Origin of the sequence: Rhodococcus sp. BP-241, assembly GCF_019836145.1 — a bacterium.
GTDB lineage: Bacteria > Actinomycetota > Actinomycetes > Mycobacteriales > Mycobacteriaceae > Rhodococcoides.
This window is the reverse complement of sequence record NZ_JABUEI010000003.1, coordinates 479,619-496,658: the sequence shown is the minus strand read 5'-3', so window position 1 is coordinate 496,658 and position 17,040 is coordinate 479,619. Positions and strand designations below refer to the sequence as shown.

The 17,040-nt window shown below is 67.9% G+C and carries 16 protein-coding genes; 9 read left to right on the top strand and 7 right to left on the bottom strand.

Annotated elements, in window-relative coordinates; translation table 11 throughout:
• The first annotated feature begins 279 nt into the window (after nucleotides 1-279).
• Both HQ308_RS08765 and HQ308_RS08760 read left to right on the top strand, forming a co-directional pair.
• The gene (locus HQ308_RS08765; protein WP_222646161.1) at nucleotides 280-1,671 is read left to right on the top strand and encodes a wax ester/triacylglycerol synthase family O-acyltransferase; all 1,392 of its coding nucleotides are present in this window, start codon (nucleotides 280-282) and stop codon (nucleotides 1,669-1,671) included.
• A complete protein-coding gene (locus tag HQ308_RS08760) occupies nucleotides 1,668-2,837 on the top strand; it encodes a low temperature requirement protein A (RefSeq protein ID WP_308115723.1) in 1,170 nt (389 codons plus the stop codon). Before HQ308_RS08765 ends, HQ308_RS08760 begins: the two co-directional genes overlap by 4 nt.
• On the opposite strand, the gene metG is transcribed toward HQ308_RS08760, so the two are convergent.
• A complete protein-coding gene (metG, locus tag HQ308_RS08755) occupies nucleotides 2,816-4,369 on the bottom strand; it encodes a methionine--tRNA ligase (RefSeq protein ID WP_222646160.1) in 1,554 nt (517 codons plus the stop codon). The genes HQ308_RS08760 and metG overlap by 22 nt on opposite strands.
• 21 nt (nucleotides 4,370-4,390) lie before the next feature.
• On the opposite strand from metG, the gene HQ308_RS08750 reads away from it, so the two are divergent.
• Nucleotides 4,391-5,218, top strand: a complete 828-nt coding sequence (locus tag HQ308_RS08750; RefSeq protein ID WP_222646159.1) for a TatD family hydrolase — start codon at nucleotides 4,391-4,393, stop codon at nucleotides 5,216-5,218.
• On the opposite strand, the gene HQ308_RS08745 is transcribed toward HQ308_RS08750, so the two are convergent.
• From HQ308_RS08745 to HQ308_RS08730, 4 genes are all read right to left on the bottom strand, one after another.
• Complete coding sequence (locus tag HQ308_RS08745) at nucleotides 5,215-5,853, bottom strand: LppP/LprE family lipoprotein (protein ID WP_222646158.1); 639 nt, start codon at nucleotides 5,851-5,853, stop codon at nucleotides 5,215-5,217. The two genes, HQ308_RS08750 and HQ308_RS08745, sit on opposite strands and share 4 nt — an antisense overlap.
• Before the next feature lie 113 nt (nucleotides 5,854-5,966).
• Complete coding sequence (locus tag HQ308_RS08740; protein WP_027504090.1) at nucleotides 5,967-6,227, bottom strand: hypothetical protein; 261 nt, start codon at nucleotides 6,225-6,227, stop codon at nucleotides 5,967-5,969.
• Nucleotides 6,228-6,276: 49 nt separating this feature from the next.
• The gene (locus HQ308_RS08735; protein ID WP_082544604.1) at nucleotides 6,277-7,044 is read right to left on the bottom strand and encodes an amino acid ABC transporter ATP-binding protein; all 768 of its coding nucleotides are present in this window, start codon (nucleotides 7,042-7,044) and stop codon (nucleotides 6,277-6,279) included.
• On the bottom strand, nucleotides 7,041-8,429 hold the full coding sequence (locus HQ308_RS08730; RefSeq protein WP_373425295.1) for an amino acid ABC transporter substrate-binding protein/permease: 1,389 nt from the start codon (nucleotides 8,427-8,429) through the stop codon (nucleotides 7,041-7,043). Before HQ308_RS08730 ends, HQ308_RS08735 begins: the two co-directional genes overlap by 4 nt.
• A 379-nt stretch (nucleotides 8,430-8,808) precedes the next feature.
• Here HQ308_RS08730 and HQ308_RS08725 point away from each other — a divergent pair, with 379 nt between their 5' ends.
• Both HQ308_RS08725 and rsmA read left to right on the top strand, forming a co-directional pair.
• A complete protein-coding gene (locus HQ308_RS08725) occupies nucleotides 8,809-9,936 on the top strand; it encodes a resuscitation-promoting factor (RefSeq protein ID WP_222629006.1) in 1,128 nt (375 codons plus the stop codon).
• Between the two features lie 92 nt (nucleotides 9,937-10,028).
• On the top strand, nucleotides 10,029-10,886 hold the full coding sequence (gene rsmA, locus HQ308_RS08720) for a 16S rRNA (adenine(1518)-N(6)/adenine(1519)-N(6))-dimethyltransferase RsmA (protein ID WP_051613059.1): 858 nt from the start codon (nucleotides 10,029-10,031) through the stop codon (nucleotides 10,884-10,886).
• Here the strand turns inward: rsmA and HQ308_RS08715 are convergent.
• Nucleotides 10,874-11,872, bottom strand: a complete 999-nt coding sequence (locus HQ308_RS08715) for a YafY family protein (protein ID WP_222646157.1) — start codon at nucleotides 11,870-11,872, stop codon at nucleotides 10,874-10,876. The genes rsmA and HQ308_RS08715 overlap by 13 nt on opposite strands.
• An 85-nt stretch (nucleotides 11,873-11,957) precedes the next feature.
• On the opposite strand from HQ308_RS08715, the gene HQ308_RS08710 reads away from it, so the two are divergent.
• From HQ308_RS08710 to HQ308_RS08695, 4 genes are all read left to right on the top strand, one after another.
• Nucleotides 11,958-12,908: a 4-(cytidine 5'-diphospho)-2-C-methyl-D-erythritol kinase gene (locus HQ308_RS08710; RefSeq protein WP_027504084.1), complete on the top strand. Its 951-nt coding sequence runs from the start codon at nucleotides 11,958-11,960 to the stop codon at nucleotides 12,906-12,908.
• Nucleotides 12,908-14,692 (top strand): ABC-F family ATP-binding cassette domain-containing protein, encoded by a 1,785-nt coding sequence (locus tag HQ308_RS08705; RefSeq protein WP_222646156.1) that lies wholly within the window; start codon nucleotides 12,908-12,910, stop codon nucleotides 14,690-14,692. The genes HQ308_RS08710 and HQ308_RS08705 overlap by 1 nt, the downstream gene beginning before the upstream one ends.
• A gap of 61 nt (nucleotides 14,693-14,753) precedes the next feature.
• The gene (locus HQ308_RS08700; protein ID WP_027504082.1) at nucleotides 14,754-15,428 is read left to right on the top strand and encodes a DUF4166 domain-containing protein; all 675 of its coding nucleotides are present in this window, start codon (nucleotides 14,754-14,756) and stop codon (nucleotides 15,426-15,428) included.
• A 163-nt stretch (nucleotides 15,429-15,591) separates the two neighbouring features.
• Nucleotides 15,592-16,272: a fasciclin domain-containing protein gene (locus HQ308_RS08695; protein WP_027504081.1), complete on the top strand. Its 681-nt coding sequence runs from the start codon at nucleotides 15,592-15,594 to the stop codon at nucleotides 16,270-16,272.
• A gap of 194 nt (nucleotides 16,273-16,466) precedes the next feature.
• Here the strand turns inward: HQ308_RS08695 and HQ308_RS08690 are convergent, their stop codons facing one another.
• Entirely contained in the window at nucleotides 16,467-16,811 is a 345-nt protein-coding gene (locus tag HQ308_RS08690) for a hypothetical protein (protein WP_261775860.1), read from the bottom strand.
• Nucleotides 16,812-17,040 lie beyond the last annotated feature (229 nt).

Here is a 17,040-nt window from a genome sequence, read left to right as displayed (position 1 = left end):
CACCCGGCGACTGGCGGACGTGCGTGTCAGCGACGACGGTGCGGTCATCTCGGCCGAGGCGATGCTCATGGGTGGCCCTCCACTTCCTTGCTCGTACTGGGAATCGCACGATAGGGCCGAAACGAAACACTTCTCGAGGAATAGTTGTTGCCGGGGTCACACCGTGACCCCACGTTGTCGCAATAGTTGTGGGTTCGTTACTTCCGGGTAGCACAGTGAACCTGCAGGTGAGCCGCACCGTGACCACGCGGTTCCGCAGTTCGAGAGAGGTCCGCCCCCATGCCCTTCATGCCGGTCACAGAGTCGATGTTCCTACTGGCCGAGACGCGCGAGCACCCCATGCACGTCGGGGGACTGCAGCTGTTCGTGCCCCCGGAGGACGCCGGCGACGACTTCGGGATGCAGCTCTACGAGACGTTCCAGGCCGCCACCGACGTCTACAAACTGTTCCGCAAGCGGCCGGCGCCGCCGGTGAACTTCATGGGCACCGTGCGCTGGATCTACGACGAGGAGCTCGACTTCGAGCATCACGTCCGGCGCATCATGCTGCCGCGGCCGGGCCGCATCCGCGAGCTGCTGCGCTACATCTCCGCCGAGCACAGTGCGCCGCTCGATCGGCATCGCCCCATGTGGGAGCTGCACATCATCGAGGGGCTGGCCGACGGCCGCGTCGCGCTCTACAGCAAGATCCACCACTCGCTGGTCGACGGTGTCTCGGCGCTCAAGCTGTTCGAGCGCACCCTGACCACCGATCCCGAGGCCCGTGACTGCGGCCCGATCTGGGACCCGGCGCTGTTCGAGCGGCCGAAGAAGAAGAGCACCGAGGTCGCGAAGGTCGACGACGGTGGCGTCCTGTCGCTGCTGTCCACGGGCGTCAAGGCGGCCGGTGAGCTCGCCGGGGTCGGACCCGCCGCGGCCCGGATCGGTCTGAACAAGCTGCGCGGCAACGAGATGGTGTTGCCTCTGACCGCGCCGCGGACGATGCTCAACGTGCCGATCGGCGGGGCACGCCGCTTCGCCACGCAGCAGTGGTCCAAGTCGCGGATGAAGGACATCGCGGCAGCGCTGGGGGTCACGTTGAACGACGTGGTGCTGACGATGTGCTCCGGGGCGCTGCGGTCCTATCTCATCGACCGCAACGCACTGCCCGACCAGCCGCTGATCGCGATGGTGCCGGTGTCCATGCGGGAGGCCGGCGCGGACGCGGACGGCGGTAACGCCGTCACCACGGTGCTCTGCAACCTCGGTACCGATCAACCCGATCCGGAACGCCGACTCGCCGCCGTCGTCTCGTCGATGAACGAGTCGAAGGCGATGATGCGCACCCTGTCTCCACTGCAGGCGCTCAGCTACGGCGCGGCCGTGATGGCCCCGCTGCTGCTCACACCGGTGCCGGGCTTCGTGCGCAACACGCCGCCTCCGTTCAACGTGATCATCTCGAACGTGCCCGGTCCGAAGACCGAGATGTACTGGAACGGTGCGAAACTCGACGGTGTCTACCCGGCGTCGATCGTGCTGGACGGGCAGGCGCTCAACATCACGCTCGCGACCAACGCCGACAACGTCAACTTCGGACTCGTCGGAGATCGGCGTAGCGTGCCGTCGCTGCAGCGCATGCTCACGCATCTCGACACCGCACTCGAGGAGCTCGAGAAGTTGGCCGACGGGTGAGTCTTGCGCTGCGGCCGATGGTTCCGCGGGACCCGAACGAGGAACATCGAGCGGCGAGTTCGCTGGAACTGTTCTTCGACCTGGTCTTCGTCGTCGCGGTGTCGTTCGCCTCCGTGGAACTGGCCCATCTGCTGGAAGAGAACCACATCGCGTCGGGCATCGGTGCCTACGCGATGGTGTTCTTCGCCATCTGGTGGGCGTGGATGAACTTCACGTGGTTCGCCACGTCGTTCGACACCGACGACTGGCTGTACCGCGTCACCACCATCGTGCAGATGGCGGGAGTGCTGATCCTGGCCAGTGGTGTCTCCGACGCCATGATCGACTACGACTTCACGCTGGTGACCATCGGCTACGTCGTGATGCGTCTGGCGATGGTGAGTCAGTGGATACGGGCGGGGCTGCGCAACGACGAGTTCCGCGACACCGCCGTGCGGTACGCGGTGGGCATCACCGTCGTGCAGGTGTTGTGGGTCGCCCGCCTCGCGCTTCCCGACAGCGTGACCGTGCTCGGGTTCGTCGCGCTGGTGGCCGCGGAGCTCGCCGTCCCCGTGCTGGCGGAGCGCGCGGGACGGACGCCGTTGCACGGCGAGCACATCGCCGAGCGCTACGGTCTCTTCACGCTCATCCTGCTCGGTGAGTCGTTGCTGGCCTCGGCCACGGCCATCGTCGGCGGCATCGACGAACACGATCACACGGTCGAACTCGTCGGCCTCGCGATGGCCACGCTCGTCGTCGTCGCCGGCATGTGGTGGCTGTACTTCTCGGTGTCGCAGGAGGATTCGGTCGGGGCGAGACTCGGCCGCTCCTTGAGTTTCGGCTACACGCACTACTTCGTGTTCGCGGCGGCGGGCGCGGTGTCGGCGGGCATCGAGGTGGCCGTCGCGCACATCGAGGGTGACGGAGTGCTGTCGGACCGTCAGTCCTCCGCCGCGATCACGATTCCGGTGGCGGTCTTCGTCCTGGGGTTCTGGATGGTGGCGATGCGCCGCCGGTCGTCACGGCTGGTGAACATCGTGACGCCGGTCGGCGGTGTCGCTGTGCTCGCGGCCACGGCCGTACCCGGATCGGCCGTCGTCAGTGCGGCCGTGACGGCCCTGATCCTGCTCGTCGTCGTCGGAACGACGGTCGCCGATCGGTCCGCTCACTCCTCCGGTTCGACGTAGCGGGGGAAGACGCCGGTGGGCTTGGGCAGCGCGACGCCGGGAGTGAGACGCGTTGTCAGCGAGTCGAACTCGCGTTCCGTCACCCCGAGCAGGTCGAGCAGCTTCGCTGTGCTGTCGGGCATGAACGGCTGGGTCAGCAGGACGGTCACGCGGAGCACCTCGAGGGTCACGTACAGCACCGTCGCCATGCGGGCCGGATCCGTCTTGCGCAGAACCCACGGTTCCTGCGACGAGAAGTAGCGGTTGGTCTCCGCGAGTACCGACCAGATCGCGTCGAGCGCCAGGTGCATCTCGACGGCGTCCATGTGGCCGCGCACCACGGCGTGAAGGGCATCGACGCGAGCGAGCATCGCCTCGTCGTCGGCGGTGAACTCGCCGGGTGTCGGCACCTGCGCATCGCAGTTCTTGGCCACCATGGACAGCGACCGCTGAGCCAGGTTCCCCAGTTCGTTGGCCAGGTCGGCGTTGATCCTGGTGACGATCGCCTCGTGGCTGTAGCTGCCGTCCTGTCCGAACGACACCTCGCGCAGGAGGAAGAAGCGCAGCGAGTCCAGGCCGTACTCCTCGATCAAGGCCGCCGGACTGACGACGTTGCCCACCGACTTGGACATCTTCTCGCCCTTGTTGGTCAGGAAGCCGTGCGCGAAAACGCGTTTCGGCAACTCGACACCTGCCGACATCAGGAACGCCGGCCAGAACACGGCGTGGAATCGCACGATGTCCTTGCCGATCATGTGGACGTCGGCCGGCCAGAACTTCCGGAACGACTCACTGTCGGTGTCGGGGTAGCCGACGCCGGTGAGGTAGTTCGTCAACGCGTCGACCCACACGTACATGACGTGGTCGGGATCGCCGGGAACCTGGACACCCCAGTCGAAGGTGGACCGAGAGATCGACAGGTCCTTGAGACCGGACTTCACGAAGCTCGCCACCTCGTTGCGGCGACCCGCCGGGAGGATGAAGTCGGGACGCTCCTCGTACAGCGCGAGCAGCTTGTCCTGGTACGCGGACAGTCGGAAGAAGTACGTCGACTCCTCCGTCCATTCCACCGGTGTGCCCGACTCGGTCGCGATGCGGGAACCGTCGTCCTGCAGCGTGGTCTCGCCCTCGGCGTAGTACGCCTCGTCCCGCACCGAGTACCACCCGCTGTACGAGTCGAGGTAGATGTCGCCGTTGTCGGTCATCTTCTGCCACAGGTCGCGGCTGGCCTCGAGGTGGTCGGCGTCCGTGGTGCGGATGAACCGGTCGAACGTGATCTTCAGCGACTCCTGCATGGCCTGGAACGCGTCCGAGTTCCGACGCGCGAGATCGGCGGTGGAGATGCCCTCCTTCGACGCCGTCTGCGCCATCTTCAGACCATGCTCGTCCGTTCCCGTCAGGAACCGCACGTCGAACCCGTCGAGCCGCTTGAACCGAGCGAGGACGTCGGTGGAGATGTACTCGTACGCGTGGCCGATGTGGGGATCACCGTTCGGGTAGGCGATAGCGGTCGTGATGTAGAACGCAGGCTTGGTCGAACCGGTCTCAGTCATGGTGCGCCTACTCTATCTTTCGTGCCGAGAGACCGTCCCGCCCCCGACTTGCCCACTCCGCTCTCACCGCTCGTGGACGCGCACACGCACCTCGACGCGTGCGGGGCCACCGATGCAGCGTCGGTCGCGGCGATCCTCGATCGTTCCGCATCGGTGGGCGTCGGACGCGTCGTCACCGTCGCGGACGACCTGGACGCTGCTCGCTTCGCCGTCGCCGCCGCGCACTGGGATTCCCGCGTGTACGCCGCCACCGCGATCCATCCGACGCGCGCGAACGTGCTCACCGACGAGGTCCGCGCGGAGATCGAACGCCTCGCGCGAGATCCCCGCACCGTCGCCGTGGGGGAGACGGGGCTCGACTACTACTGGCCGGGGAAGCTCGACGGCTGCGCCGCGGTGGAGGAGCAGGTAGAGGGCTTCCGCTGGCACATCGACCTGGCGAAGCGCGTCGGCAAGCCGCTCATGATCCACAACCGCGACGCGGACCACGACGTTCTCGCGGTGCTCCTCGACGAGGGCGCGCCGGAGACGGTGATCTTCCACTGCTTCTCGTCGGGTCCCGAGATGGCGCAGGTGTGCGTCGACGCCGGCTACGTGCTCAGCTTCTCCGGGACGGTGAGCTTCAAGAATTCCCACGAGTTGCGGGAAGCGGCCCAGTTGGTGCCGGACGGGCAGTACCTGCTCGAGACCGACGCCCCGTTCCTGACACCGCATCCGTTCCGAGGTGCTCCGAACGAGCCGTACTGCCTGCCCTACACGGCCCGTGCGCTGGCCGAGGCGACCGGCCGAACTGCTGATGACGTCGCGGCGTCGGCGACCGCGACGGCCGAGCGGGTCTACCGCCTCTAGTTCGGGGGCGGGAACTCGCCGTACGGGGTGATGGTGTTCCCGGTGAGGTCGAACTCGACGAACGAGGTGTTCGACGGGCAGCAGAACGCGTCGTCGGGGTTCAGCCACCGGTAGCGCACCGTGACGGTGCTGTCGGTCGCACCGACCACCGAGGTGTAGCTGTACGCATCCGACGTGGCGGTCCCGAGGTAGTCACCCGAGTTGGTGAAGAACAGGACGTGCGACTGCACCGTCCCGTTCCGGATGCCGGTGCCCGTCGCCCGCGCCCACTCCAGCGTCGGGCACCGGTCGGCGCTGGTGCCGGGCGTGTGATCGTCGATCACGAAGGCCCCGCCCTGCGAGTCGGTGCCCAGGTTCGCCACGGCGGTGCGCACGTTCAGCGAACTCGGATCGACGCACGGCACCACCTGCGCCGGCTGCGCCGGTGCGGGTGCGGGCACGGTGACCGTCTCGGTCTGCGTCTCCACCCTCGTCTCCGGCGCGGGTGCCGGTGCGGGGGCCGGAGCGGACGACGAGGGTGCCGGGTCGTCGGCAGGGAGCGCCGTCCCGGTCGTACCGGCGGAACCGCACGACACGGCGGCGGCGGCGCAGGCCGCCACGGTGAGAACGGCCATCGAACGCGGGAGAGTGGTCACCGAGCCTCCAGGGTGTTCGTACCGAGCGTTCTGCTCGGCGGTCGAAGGGTGTGTCGGTGACCACCACCCGATCGTTACCGATGCTCAGGTCACGATCGGGTGGTGGCGACGGATCAGTCGTCGTCCCCGTACGTCTCCACCAGTCGATCGAACTCGGCACGGTCGATCACGCTGGGCTCGTTGATGGCCAGAGCCTGCGCGTACTTGCCCGCGAGGTGGTAGTCGCGGCCCAGGGGACCGCGCTCACCGTCCTCGTCGTCGTCCTGCGTGCTCGCTCCGGGCGGCACCTCGTTCTGCAGACCGTTCGTCTGCGCACCCAACCGAGCGTCGATCTTCGCCGTGATCTTCTGCATGATCTCTTGGTCGTCGCTCACTGTCGTGCCTCTCGTCGGTGTAGCGGCTTCTCGGTGCGGGGCCCGCGTCTCACAGGACCTTGTCGAGGAAGTCCTTCGTTCGCTCGTGCTGCGGGTTGCCGAACAGGTCGTCCGGCGAACCCTCCTCGACGATGTACCCCTCCGCCATGAAGATCACACGGTCGGACACCTCGCGGGCGAAGCCCATCTCGTGCGTGACGACGACCATCGTCATGCCGCCCTTCGCCAGATCGCGGAGGACCTGCAGGACCTCGCCGACCATCTCGGGGTCCAGCGCACTCGTGGCCTCGTCGAACAGCATGATGTCCGGGTCCATCGCCAGTGCACGTGCGATGGCGACGCGCTGCTTCTGCCCACCGGACAACTGCGCCGGCTTCGCGTTCTCCTTGTCGGCGAGGCCCACCTGGGCCAGCAGACGAACGGCGTTCTCGCGCGCCTTCGACTTGTCCGACTTCTTCGTCTCCACGGGCGCGAGCATCACGTTCTCGATGACGCTCATGTGGGGGAAGAGGTTGAAGTGCTGGAACACCATGCCGATGTGCTGGCGCACGGAGTCGAGGTCCACCTTCGGATCGGTCAGGTCGAAACCGTCGACGACGACCGTCCCGCCGGTGATGTCCTCCAACTTGTTCAGGCAGCGCAGGAACGTGCTCTTGCCCGAGCCGGACGGGCCGATGACGCACACCACTTCACCCGAGTGGACGTCGACGTCGAGGCCCTTGAGCACCTCGAGATCGCCGAACGACTTCTTCAGTCCGATGGCGCGGATCTTGACCTCGGCCGCAGCGGCGTCGGGCGCGGTGGTCTCGGTGCTCACTTGTTGATCCTCTTCTCGAGACGGTTCGACAGCATCGTCAACGCCATGATGATGACGAAGTACATGACGCCGATGATCAGCCACATGTTGAACGACTGGAAGTTGCGGGCGATGATGATCCGCCCCGACTGGGTGAGCTCGGCGAGGCCGATCACCGACAGGATCGAGGTGTCCTTCAGCGTGATGACGAACTGATTGATGTACGACGGGATCATCGTCCGGATCGCCTGTGGCATCACGACCTTGCGCATGGACGTCAGGTAGCTGATGCCGAGACTGCGCGAGGCCTCCATCTGGCCCTTGTCCACCGACAGGATGCCGCCACGGACGATCTCCGCCATGTACGCACCGGCGTTGAGCGACAGCGTGATGATGCCGGCGGTGAACGCCGACATCTGGAAGCTGAGCGCGGCGGGAATGCCGAAGTAGATGAAGAAGGCCTGCACCAGCAGTGGCGTGCCGCGGAAGATGGCCACATAGGTGGCGCCGATCCCGCGCAGCCACGCCTTCGTCGACACCCGGAAGAGTCCGAAGACGGCGCCGAGGATCAGCGCCAGCACGATGGAGATGACCGTCAGGACGATGGTGAGCCAGAGACCCTTCAGTAGTTCCTTGTACTCGCTCTTGATCAGTCCGGGGATCGAGTTGTCCGTCTCGTCCGCCGCGGCGCCGATGTAGGTGCCGAGGATCTCGTCGTACTGGCCGGACGACCGCAGGTTGGCCAGTCCGGTGTCGAATGCGGCGAGCAGCTCGGGGTTCGCGCCCTTGTTCACGGCGAAGCCGTAGTTGCTCGGCGACTCCTTCTCCGTGACCGTCTTCAGACCGTTCCCCTGGGTGATGCCGTACTGCAACACCGGGTAGTCGTCGAACACGGCGACCGAGTTCCCGGTGCGCACCTCGTCGTACATGCTCGCGGAGTCGGCGAAGTACCGCGTCGTGAAGCCGTACTGCGCCTTGATGCTCTCCGCGAAGTCGGCGCCCTCGGTGCCGTTCTTGACCGCGACCTGCTGCCCGGAGAGATCGTCGTACGAGGTGATCGACGAGTTCTCGAGCACGGCCATCTGCACGCCGGACTCGAAGTAGGGCTCGGAGAAGTCGAACACGGCCTCGCGTGCCGGCGTGATCGTCATGCCGGCGATGACGCCGTCGGCCTGGTTCGCCTGCACTGCCTGCAACGCCGCGTCGAACCCGAGGGGCCGGATGTCGACCTGGAAACCCTGGTCCTCCGCGATCGCTCGGATCAGGTCCATGTCGATGCCGACGAACTGGCCGTCGGAGTTCTGGAACTCGAACGGTGCGAAGGTCACGTCGGTGGCGATGGCGAACGTGCGACCCTCCACCGGGCTCGGGGGCGCCGGCTGGGCCTGCGCTGCGGGTGCGAGCACCAACGCGACGAGTGCCACGACGGCGGTGATCGCCGGGAGGCGGCGCAGTCGGTGCCACCGTCCGCGTTCGGATCGCGGTGGGGAGGTCGGATTCACGAAGAGCCTTCCGTTCTGGTGCAGGTGAACAGTCGGCTCGGACCCTATCGGCCGGGGGGCTCGCGACGACCCTTACCGGAAGGTAGGAACGGTCGACGGGCTGCTCGAGGCCGTGAAGTTGCCGAACCTGTGCCCGCTCGTTACCGTATCGTGATCGTATGACCCCGATGCGAGCCTTTCGGCCTCGTGATCGTCTCGACCCGGCAAGGAAATCGAAGTTGCGTTATTCGTCCGTGATGTCCGTTCGACCAGTCGTGTCCACCGGGGCGGGAGCGCGGTGACGATGTCGCACGTCGCCAGACTCAACTCCGCCCGGTCCCGCCTGCTGTACGTCGTGGTGGCCGCGCTTCTCGCCACACTCGTCGTGGGAGCGAGCGTCGCCGTGGCCCGCCACAAGACCGTCACGATCGACGTCGACGGGCAGCAGGTCCAGCTCTCCACGATGACCACCGACGTCCGCAGCGCCCTCGAGGCCGCCGGATATCAGCCCACCGAGCGGGACGAGGTCGCGCCCGCCGCGGACGCGACCCTCGCCGACGGAGAGACCGTCACGCTCAAGCGGGCCCGCGAGGTGACTCTCACCGTGGACGGTGCGCCGACGACGGTGTGGACCACCGCCTCCACCGTCGCCGAGGCCAAGGATCAGTTGGGCATCGCTCCCGACGTCCACATCGACGAGTCGGAGTCCGACCCGCTGCCGCTCGACGGTGCCTCCGTCAACGTCGTGCTGCCGAAGTCCGTGACCCTCGCCGACGGGGCCGCGTCGCCCGCACCGATGCGGCTCGCCGCACCCACCGTCGGCGAGTTCCTCGCCGCGGCCGGTGCGCCTCTCGAACAGAACGACACGGTCGCCCCCGCGGCGGACGAGCCGCTCGTCGAGGGCGCCGTGGTCACGGTGACCCGCGATCGGACGGAGACCGTCAGCGTCACCGAACCCGTCGTCGCGCCGGATCAGCGCATCGAGGACCCGACGATGAACATGAGCAAGACGATCGAGGAGTCCGCCGGTGCTCCGGGCGAGCAGAACGCGACCTACTCGGTGAACAAGGTCAACGGTGTCGAGGTCTCCCGCACGCTCGTGAAGGCCGACGTCACGACACCGCCGGTCGCCAAGACCGTGCGCGTCGGTGCCAAGCCCGGCACCGAGGTGCCACCGGTCGAGAACGGCGCCGTCTGGGACGCCCTCGCGCAGTGCGAGGCCACCGGGAACTGGGCCATCAACACGGGCAACGGCTTCTTCGGCGGCGTGCAGTTCGACCAGAACACCTGGGAGCGGCAGGGCGGGCTCAAGTACGCGGCGCGCGCCGACCTGGCCACCCGCGAGGAGCAGATCGCGATCGCGTCGCAGACCCAGCGCACCCAGGGCTGGGGCGCCTGGCCCTCCTGCACCAGCAGGCTCGGGCTGCGCTGACATACGCTCCACCCGTGTCCGAACCTCCCGTCTCCCCGCCGACGTCCGATTCGCCGGCGTTCGATTCCGCAGCCGGTCCGGCACGCGTCCGCCTGCTGGGGCCCGCGGAGGTGCGCACCCTCGCAGCCGAGCTGGGCGTCCGGCCCACCAAGACCCTCGGCCAGAACTTCGTCCACGACGCGAACACGGTGCGGCGCATCGTGACCGCGGCCGGAGTCGGTCCGGACGACACGGTGCTCGAGGTGGGGCCGGGACTCGGATCGCTGACCCTGGCGTTGCTCGACGTCGTGCACGACGTGGTCGCCGTCGAGATCGACCCCGTACTGGCGCAGCGTCTTCCGCAGACCGTCGCCGAGCGCGCCGAGTCGCGAGTCGACCGGTTGGCGGTGGTCGGTGCGGACGCCCTGCGCGTGCGCCGCGACGAGATTCCCGGCGCGCCGACCGCACTGGTCGCCAACCTCCCGTACAACGTGGCGGTGCCGGTGCTGCTGCACCTGCTCGCCCTGATCCCCACCCTGCGCACCGCGCTGGTGATGGTGCAGTCGGAGGTGGCGGACCGGCTGGCGGCTCCTCCCGGCAGCAAGACCTACGGGGTGCCGAGTGTGAAGGCCGCGTACTTCGGCGACGTCCGCCGCGCGGGCGCCGTGGGCCGTTCGGTGTTCTGGCCGGTGCCTCAGGTGGAGTCGGGTCTGGTGCGCGTCGATCGGCACGAGAATCCGCAGTGGCCGATGGACGAGACGTTCCGCCGCACTCTGTTCGCCGTCGTGGACGCGGCATTCGCGCAGCGGCGCAAGACGTTACGTGCGGCTCTGGCGGGGTGGGCCGGATCGGCGGCCATGGCGGAGACGCGGCTCGTCGAGGCGGGGATCGACCCGTCGGCGCGCGGGGAGACGCTCGACGCCGCCGCGTTCGTCCGACTGGCGCAGACCACCGGTGGTCACGAGTCCTGACGCGGGCGGTGCTCGTCGCGGGCACGGGCGTATCGGGCGGCGACACGGTCGAGTCGCCGTGACTCGACCTCGCAGGCGTCGATCAACTCCTGCGGACCACACACGGTGAAGTCCACGTCGAAGGCGGCGAGCCACCGCGCCATCGACGGGTAGGTGTCCGCGGTGATCGAGACCTCGCACCGCTCGTCGTCGAGCCGGGCGAGGGTGCCCCACTGCGGATCGACGCGGTCCTCGACCCGTTCGAACGGCACGTGCAGCACGACCCGTCCGCGGGCGGCCGAGAACGCCTGATCGATGCCCCTCGACACGAACTCCGCGGCGCCGCCCTCGGGCAGGGCCCGAGGAGTGAAGCGAGGCCCAGTCGGCACCTTCGGATCGAGGCGGTCGACGCGGAACGACCGCCAGTCCTCACGGGCGAGGTCCCAGCCCACGAGGTACCACCGCAACCCCGACCGCACGAGCCGGTACGGCTCCACCTCACGCCGCATGGTGTCCCCGCCGTGGGTGCGGTAGTCGAACCGCAGGCGTTCGTGGTTCTGGCACACGGTCGCCAGTGCCGTCAGTACCGACGCGTCGACGCTCGACTGCACCGGACGTGACTGCACGACGTCGATCTGCAGTGCGTCGAGTCGGTGACGCAACCGTGACGGCATCACCTGCCGAAGCTTGGTGAGGGCCCCTATCGACGACTCCGCGGTGCCGGTGACGGACGCGGACGCGCCGCTCTGCAGCCCGAGCGCCACGGCGATCACCTCGTCGTCCGTCAGCAGCAGGGGTGGCATCTCCGCGCCGGCACCCAGCCGATACCCGCCGCCGACGCCGACCGTTCCGTCCACCGGATAGCCCAGCGACCGCAGCCGGTCGACGTCACGGCGCACGGTGCGCGGGGTGATCTGGAGCCGTTCGGCCAGATCGGCCCCGGACCAGTCGCGCCGGGTCTGCAGCAACGACAGCAGAGCCAGCAGTCGAGCGGACGTCTCGCGCATGTCGACATGATGCACCCGACTGCGGACAGTTCGGGTCCTCGATCCGGTTCGGTACTCGGGCGCACGCCGACTACAGTGGTGAGACGTGCTCACAGTCGTTCCGCGGCCGGTCTCGGTCCGCGCTCCCGCCAAGGTCAATCTGCACCTTGCCGTGGGTGACCTGCGCCCCGACGGCTACCACGAACTCACCACCGTCTTCCACGCGCTCTCCCTCGTCGACGACGTCTCCGTCGTGGCCGCGGAGACACTGTCCGTCAGCGTGTACGGGGACGATGCGGGCATCGTTCCCACCGACCACACCAACCTGGCGTGGAAGGCGGCCGAACTCGTCGCCGCCCATGCCGGTCGTCGGCCGGCCGTCGCCATCAGCATCGACAAGGGCATTCCCGTCGCGGGGGGCATGGCCGGGGGCAGCGCCGACGCGGCCGCGACCGTCGTCGCGCTGGACGCGCTCTGGAACCTCGGCCTGTCCCGCGAGAAGATCATGGACTTCGCGGCGCAGCTCGGTAGCGACGTCCCATTCTCCGTCGCCGGTGGCACGGCCGTCGGCACGGGTCGCGGCGAGAAGCTGCTGCCGGTGCTCTCACGCAACTCCTTCCACTGGGTGCTCGCTCTCGCGAAGGGCGGTCTCTCGACTCCCGCGGTCTACCGCGAACTCGACCGGCTCCGCGAACGGGGAGCGCCGCCGCGCCTCGGCGCACCCGACGAGCTGATGCAGGCCCTGGCGTCGGGCGATCCGGCGCGGGTCGGGCCGCTCCTGGGCAACGACCTCCAGGCCGCGGCGCTGTCCCTCGAACCGGGCCTTCGCCGCACCCTGCGCGCCGGCACCGAGGCGGGTGCCATCGCCGGCATCGTCTCCGGGTCCGGACCCACCTGCGCCTTCCTCTGTGCCTCCGCCGACCACGCGGTCGAGGTCGGCGCGGAACTGTCCGGCGCCGGCGTCTGCCGCACGGTACGTGTGGCACGTGGACCGGTGAGCGGAGCGCGAGTGCGCACCGAACGCGACCAGAACGACACGAACCGGGGACAACACTGATGGCCAACCTGATCAACCTGGAGCAGGTCTCCAAATCCTTCGGCGTGAAGCCGCTCCTCGACGGAGTCTCGCTCGGTGTCCAGGAGAACGAGCGCATCGGCGTCGTGGGCCTGAACGGCAACGGCAAGACCACCATGCTCGAGGTGCTCGCGGGCGTCGAGCAGCCCGACTCGGGCCGGGTGAGTCGCGTGGGCGGCCTCCGGATGGCCGTCGTGACGCAGCGTGGTGTCCTGCCGCCCGGGTCCACCATCGGGGACATCGTCCTCGCACCGCTCGGTGTCGCCGAGCACGAGTGGGCCGGTGACGCCCGGATCCGCAGCGTTCTGGACGGCATCGGCATCACCGGTCTCGGGCTCGACGCACCGGTCGAGCAGTTGTCGGGCGGTGAGCGCCGACGCACAGCGCTCGCCGCCGCGCTGGTGCAGGACCTCGACCTGCTCGTGCTCGACGAGCCGACCAACCATCTCGACGTCGAGGGCGTCCAGTGGCTCGCGGAGCATCTTAGGAACCGGCGGTCCGCACTGGTCGTCGTCACCCACGATCGGTGGTTCCTCGACACCGTCGCCACCCGCACCTGGGAAGTGGTGAACGGTCAGGTCGAGACGTACGAGGGCGGCTACGCCGACTGGATCTTCGCTCGCGCGGAGCGCTCTCGCCAGGCCGATGCCGCGGAGGATCGTCGCCGCAACCTCGCCCGCAAGGAGCTGGCCTGGCTGCGCCGCGGCCCGCCCGCTCGAACCTCGAAGCCGCGCTACCGCATCGAGGCCGCCGAGGCCCTCATCTCGGACGTGCCGCCGCCGCGCGACTCGGTCGCGTTGTCGAAGTTCGCGCAGACCCGGCTGGGCCGCATCGTCATCGAGCTCGAGGACGCCACGCTGGCGACCCCGGACGGTCGCGTACTGGTGGAGGACTTCACGTGGCGCCTCGCGCCGGGGGAGCGCATCGGTCTCGTCGGTGTCAACGGCTCCGGCAAGACGACGTTGCTCCGCACCATCGCCGGCGAGCTCGAACCCGCCAAGGGCCGCCGCATCGAGGGCAAGACGGTGCGCATCGGCTGGCTCCGCCAGGAACTCGACGACCTGCCCGTCGGGATGCGCGTGCTCGAGGCGGTCCAGGACGTCGCGGAACGAATTCAGTTGGGTGACAGGGAGATCTCCGCCGGACAGCTCGCCGAGCGGCTGGGCTTCACGCCTGCACGGCAGCGCACGCCCGTCGGTGACCTGTCGGGTGGCGAGCGCCGTCGACTGCAGCTGACACGCGTGCTGATGTCCGAGCCGAACGTCCTGCTCCTCGACGAGCCGACCAACGACCTCGACATCGACACGCTGCAGCAGCTCGAGGATCTGCTCGACGGCTGGGCCGGCACCATGATCGTCATCAGTCACGACCGGTACCTCATCGAGCGCGTCTGCGACTCGACGTGGGCTCTGTTCGGCGACGGCAAGCTCACCAACCTGCCGGGTGGCATCGAGGAGTACCTGCGGCGTCGCGCGCGAATCGCCGCAGCCGACGACGCGGCTCCGGGAATGACGTCGGGCGGGGGAGCGAAGCCGGCCGCGGCCAAGGGCGGTGCCGACGAGCGCGCCGCTCGCAAGGAACTCTCGAAGCTCGAGCGCTCCCTGGTCAAGCTCGACGATCGGGTGCGCGCACTGCACGTCTCGCTGGCCGAGGCGGCGACGGACCCGGCGACGTTGCAGTCGCTGAACGCCGAGTTGCTCACCGTCGTCGCGGAGAAGGACTCCGTCGAGGAGCGCTGGATGGAGCTGGCCGAGGAACTGGGCTGACACGGTCTACCCTCGCGTTCAGGCGGTCGATCGGCGACCGCGTTCTGCGCGAGGAGTGACGATGACATCCGTCGTGTCCGAGGTCATGGGCTCGGAGTTCGAGAAGCTTCACCCGAAGGTGCAGTGGCGCTTCGGTTTCGGTGCGGACGACCATGTGGCGCAGTTCGGCACCGGTGTCATGGAGACCATCACGCACTCTCCGCTGCTGCCGCCGCCGGCCCTGTGGCTCGGTGGCAAGCGGCGGATGGTCCCCTCCGACTCGGGCGAGAACATCCCCTTCACCATCGCCAACTACGCGTACACGGACGAGCTGGGCAGGCCCACGCTGGCGTTCGTCCGGCGGTTCCAGTTCCCCGGCCACGAGGTGGCACTCGACTCGGTGATGGTCGTGGGATCGCGCGGCGCACTCGACTACATCGGTGCCGGCCCCGACATGGTGGTGCACACCCAGTGCTCCGCGGACGCCGACGGTGGCCTGCGGCTCGACAGCGGTCTGCCCCGGTTCCTCGCTCCGCGTGGGTCGATCAAGCCGCCGGGTCTCCTGTCGGCGGAGACCATCGGCCGCGAGTGGTGGGACGAGGAGCAGCAGCGCCACCGCATCGACATCGAGGTGCGTGGCCGCACGCTCGGGCGGTTGTTCCGCTACACCGGATGGTTCACGGCCACACAGGAAACCTGCCTTCCGACCGATCTGCCCGCCGAATTGGGGCCGGGGCGTACCGATCCCAGGGAGTGATCCCTGGTCGGACCCCGAAGTGACTGGTGGGGAATTTTTCTCACAACCGTCACCAATCCCCCATGGGACCCGGATCCGAATGGTGGATGACACAACCGACAGCGGCCGGTGATCATCACCGGCGGTGAGCGGCTATCAGATCCGTACAAGAAGGGTTCTCGCCATGAGCGTCACCAAGAGCAAGAGTGCAGTAGCAGTCGGCTTCGCAGCAGTTGCACTCCTCGGACTGTCCGCATGTTCGTCCGACGACAGCAGCAGCACCACCGAGACCACCGCGAGCAGCAGCATGGAGTCGATGACCTCGTCGGCCATGTCCTCCTCCACCGCGATGAACTCGAGTGCCGATCCGGCCTCCAACCTCGTCGGCTCGGGCTGCGCCGCCTACGCCGAGCAGGTCCCGGACGGTGCCGGCTCCGTGAGCGGAATGGCTGCCGATCCGGTCGCCGTCGCCGCCTCCAACAACCCGATCCTCACCACCCTGACCGCAGCGGTCTCCGGTGGCCTGAACCCGGGCGTCAACCTGGTCGACACGCTGAACGGCTCCGAGTTCACCGTCATCGCCCCGACCGACGACGCGTTCGCAAAGATCGACCCGGCCACCATCGAGACGCTGAAGACCGATTCCGCGCTGCTCACCAAGATCCTCACGTACCACGTGATCCCCGGCCAGATCGCTCCCGACGCCATCGCCGGCGAGCAGACCTCGGTCGAGGGCCAGGCAGTCAACGTCACCGGTGAGGGCGACACGCTGAAGTTCAACGACTCGAACCTGGTCTGCGGTGGCGTCAAGACCGCCAACGCGACCGTCTACCTGGTCGACTCGGTCATGATGCCCCCCGCCTGATCCTTTTCCACAGGGATCATGAGGACGAACACTCTCTTCGCGGCGGTCGTCCCCCGACTGTGTCCGTCGTGAAGTAGTACGAGGCGACCCGATATTCTTCTCGGGTCGCCTTCGTGCGTCACGGGGACGGATGACGACAGCACGAGAAAGGCCCCCGGCGATGCCGGGGGCCATTCTCGTGTGTCAGGGGAGGATCAGCGGAAGCCCTTGGCGGGGTTCTGCAGATCGAGCACCACCGTCGTGCCGTTGGAACGCACGTGCAGCTCGGGGCTCGCGAGCCCACCGGAGGTGAGGTACTCACCGAGGAGCTGCAGCAGCTCGTCGGGTCCGGTGGAGGAATCCATCGGGCGCGTGTCGCGGCTGGTGATCTCGTTCTGGGTCAGCCGTCCCGCGATGCGGATGGACGCGATGCCCATGGCCGTGCGGCGATCGGGGCTCGGGTGACGACCCGAGGCGAAGCTGCTGCCGTTCGACGATCCGTTGATGGACGTGCTGCCGCCAGGCAACGCGTGTTCGGAAATCTGATCACTGGTTGTCATGTCGACCTCACTTTTGCTCGGAGTGACGCTCGAAGGTGTCCCGTTGGATCGGTGGGCTGGTGCCTTGCCGATCTTGATCCCCGTGAGGGGCCCACTTGATCCATCGCTCATTACTCGGACTGCTCCTCGATCGTCTCGGTACGTGACTCGAGTACTTCCGAAGAACAAACCAGAAGTACGTTCGAACAGAGAAAAAGTACCACGGGAAGGAAACAGCGAACAGTTTTGA

What these genes read in the sequence shown, in the direction of transcription:
- HQ308_RS08695 (WP_027504081.1), top strand. Translation starts at nt 15,592, where the DNA reads ATGAGCGTCACCAAGAGCAAGAGTGCAGTAGCAGTCGGCTTCGCAGCA.
- HQ308_RS08700 (WP_027504082.1), top strand. Translation starts at nt 14,754, where the DNA reads ATGACATCCGTCGTGTCCGAGGTCATGGGCTCGGAGTTCGAGAAGCTT.
- HQ308_RS08715 (WP_222646157.1), bottom strand. Translation starts at nt 11,872, where the DNA reads ATGCGCGAGACGTCCGCTCGACTGCTGGCTCTGCTGTCGTTGCTGCAG.
- HQ308_RS08705 (WP_222646156.1), top strand. Translation starts at nt 12,908, where the DNA reads ATGGCCAACCTGATCAACCTGGAGCAGGTCTCCAAATCCTTCGGCGTG.
- HQ308_RS08765 (WP_222646161.1), top strand. Translation starts at nt 280, where the DNA reads ATGCCCTTCATGCCGGTCACAGAGTCGATGTTCCTACTGGCCGAGACG.
- HQ308_RS08725 (WP_222629006.1), top strand. Translation starts at nt 8,809, where the DNA reads ATGTCGCACGTCGCCAGACTCAACTCCGCCCGGTCCCGCCTGCTGTAC.
- HQ308_RS08690 (WP_261775860.1), bottom strand. Translation starts at nt 16,811, where the DNA reads ATGACAACCAGTGATCAGATTTCCGAACACGCGTTGCCTGGCGGCAGC.
- metG (WP_222646160.1), bottom strand. Translation starts at nt 4,369, where the DNA reads ATGACTGAGACCGGTTCGACCAAGCCTGCGTTCTACATCACGACCGCT.